The following is a 2,923-nucleotide window of genomic DNA, read 5'->3' on the forward strand; positions in this document are numbered from 1 at the left end:
GTTTTATCTCCTTATTATTATTTACTACTGACTCTATTATATAACATCTTTTTATGAAAATCAAAAATAACCTAACGGTAGGCTTACATCCTCCACCTCCTACGGTGAGGAAGAGGAATTTCGCCTTATTAGGTTAAATCAATTAACTCTCCATCAATAGGTGTATAATCTATTTTAAAATCACCGGTATGAACTATAACTCCTTTTGGAGTAGTTATAGCTAATTCACAAGCATCTGCTATACTATGGCATGTTCTAATAAATTCAACTGTAAAATGTTTAGTGCTGACTTTTTCTTTAACACTAACCTCATGTAATAGTTTATTGGCATTTATTCTACGTTCTTCTAATCTACTCTTTAAAAGTTTTAAGGTGAAATTTGTTCCGTATATAGGTACATTTATATATTTCAATAGATATGGAATAGCTCCAATATGATCTTCATGACCATGAGTCAATACTATTGCTTTGACTTTTTCTTTATTCTTTATTAAATATCTCATGTCAGGTATTACTAAATCTACACCATACATATCATCACTTGGAAATGCCATACCGCAGTCAATTAATATGATTTCATCATCATACTCAATTGCAGTAATATTTTTACCTACTTCTCCAAGTCCTCCTAGTGGTATAACTTTAACTTTATTATTTATTTTCATTTAAACCCACCTTTATGGAAGTTATTTCCGTTATAACTTCATCAAATTGTATTTTTAATAATCCCGATTTTCAACCTACGTCGATTAAACAATATAAAAAGACTTAAATGTATACAATTTTTTATAAAATTATATGTATTTAACTTTCTTTATACAATTATCTATTATAATTATATTCAATTAATCTAAATTAGTACATACTAATTTAGATTAATTCTAAGATATATATATTAACTGCACTTTATGAAAGCGATAAAAAACTTACTATGAAAGAAATAGCTAAAAAAATTGGTAAAGACAAATCTACAGTAACTTCATTAGTAAATAAACTTATTAATTTAGGTTATCTAGAAAAAGAACAATCTACTCTAGATAGGCGAGTTACTTATATTAGTTTAATTGAAAAATATAGATCTATTGAAGATAAATTTAACTTTATATCATCTTGGGAATGTTTGAATGTAATTCATATCTACAAACTTGGCATGTACTTTCTCACACATCTCATGACCTTGTCCAGTTACTCCGCTAACGTTAGTAGTTTTATATCTTTCATCTAAACTTGGATCATATTTTCTTCTCAATTTTTTTGTATTTAAACTTATATTCTGTATTTATAACATTTATTGCAGCTTCTTTACTTTCATTTAGTAATAATTCACTTGTTCTTTCTATAATTTTAGATTTATCCATATAAAAGCTCTCCTTACACAATAAGCTACCATATATGAATCACCTTTGTAAAACATTACCTATTGATATTGAGCAAAATCCCCCCGTCGTATTTCACGACGGGGGGGCTTTTAATTGGCTATCTTTCTATTTTTTTATTTTTCAAATGGAGAATATGTATAAGTTTTTTCAAAATTCCCTCCAACTGTTATATCAAAACTTAAATTAGAGTTATTATATACTACTGACCATTGTGTTGATGAACCCTCATCTGTTTTTTCATTGTAATCATCTTTACTAACCGATTTCAATACATCCATAGCTTCTTTTTCGCTCATAATTGAATTACTTTTTTCTAATGCTTTAGTTGCAATTTCGTATCTATCTTGACCTTTTCCAAATCCATAGTTTTTATCACTTACTATAAAATTAGTAAGTACCATTGGTTTTTCGCCTTTTCTTACAACACTTAATTCATTGTTTACATATTCTATAATAGCGCTATCTCCACTAGCATCTGCTACTTGAAAATGATACGCTGCTCCTGATGATGAATGCATATCTACACTTTCAAATAATTTAATTGCTTCATCTACATCTTTTGATTTATCTAGTACGTATCTTATCATAGATGATGTTGTCATATCCAATTTATCCGTTTCTTGCTTAGTTATATCATCTTCTATTAATAATACTCCTATAGATAGTCCTTTTTCATTCATACCATCCATTGGTAAATATGGATTTGCTAAATTCATAAAACTATTTAATAAATTAGTTGGTTTTTTTTCTTTATCATATCCTAATACTGACATATTAGCTACAGATACTGATTTGTATCCATTTTTAGGTTCTGTTACAATCATCATACTAGGGACATAATCTAGGTCATAGTTTCTTGCAAATAACCAATCTCCGCCTTTTGTTTGTGCTTGAAATGTAGTACATCCAAAATCAGGTATATCAAAGTTTACAGGTAACCCTTTTAATATATTATCTATATTAAACTTAACTAATTCATTATCTGTGCTTACTCCACCTTGTTCTATTAGTTTGTCTAATCCATAGTCTGCATAATATTTCATAGTATACAATCCATATTCATCTACTTTTTCAATACTATTTATTGTTTTTATTTCTTTTCTAAAGGTAAATCCTATTGCTACTGTTGATATTACTATTAGAGATAGTAATATTATTAATATTTTTTTTATGTATTTCATATTTCCCCCTCCAATTATTATTACCTGGTACTAATATTAGCACATATTATCTAATATTTAAATACTTTTTTATATTACTAGTTTTAGAAATTTATTCGTAAGCGTAAAAAAATTGACGCCTAACATATATAATTTAAAATTGGTATAATAAAGCCAATAGTTTAGAAATATGATTTCTACTGCTATTGGCTACAATTTTATATTTAAATGTGAAAACTATTTTTACTGTATTTTTAGATATTCTGGTAGAAGTTTAGACCAATGCATTGCATTTTCTATTGAAGCTGTTCCATTTGATAGCTCATCCATTAAATAAACTAAGTACTTTTCTACTGAAAGTCCATGGCTTTTAGCAGTTTCAAT

At 27.4% G+C, this 2,923-nt stretch carries 3 protein-coding genes and 2 pseudogenes; 1 reads left to right on the forward strand and 4 read right to left on the reverse strand.

The window, feature by feature from the left end:
- Window positions 1-134 precede the first annotated feature (134 nt).
- A pseudogene (locus tag ACRC03_RS07750) lies at window positions 135-665 on the reverse strand (MBL fold metallo-hydrolase); the annotation flags it as partial.
- Between the two features lie 227 nt (window positions 666-892).
- Between ACRC03_RS07750 and ACRC03_RS07755 the strand changes: the two are divergent.
- Window positions 893-1,081: pseudogene (locus ACRC03_RS07755) on the forward strand (MarR family winged helix-turn-helix transcriptional regulator); the annotation flags it as partial.
- Window positions 1,082-1,105: 24 nt separating this feature from the next.
- Here ACRC03_RS07755 and ACRC03_RS07760 read toward each other — a convergent pair.
- From ACRC03_RS07760 to ACRC03_RS07770, 3 genes are all read right to left on the reverse strand, one after another.
- Window positions 1,106-1,249: a hypothetical protein gene (locus ACRC03_RS07760; protein ID WP_438651994.1), complete on the reverse strand. Its 144-nt coding sequence runs from the start codon at window positions 1,247-1,249 to the stop codon at window positions 1,106-1,108.
- Window positions 1,233-1,358, reverse strand: a complete 126-nt coding sequence (locus ACRC03_RS07765; protein ID WP_438651995.1) for a hypothetical protein — start codon at window positions 1,356-1,358, stop codon at window positions 1,233-1,235. The genes ACRC03_RS07760 and ACRC03_RS07765 overlap by 17 nt, the downstream gene beginning before the upstream one ends.
- A gap of 134 nt (window positions 1,359-1,492) precedes the next feature.
- Window positions 1,493-2,560 carry a linear amide C-N hydrolase gene (locus tag ACRC03_RS07770; RefSeq protein ID WP_438651996.1) on the reverse strand — a complete coding sequence of 356 codons (1,068 nt, stop codon included), beginning with the start codon at window positions 2,558-2,560 and terminating at the stop codon, window positions 1,493-1,495.
- Window positions 2,561-2,923: the final 363 nt, after the last annotated feature.

Origin of the sequence: Romboutsia sp. (assembly GCF_051659545.1) — a bacterium.
Lineage (GTDB): Bacteria > Bacillota > Clostridia > Peptostreptococcales > Peptostreptococcaceae > JBOFOR01.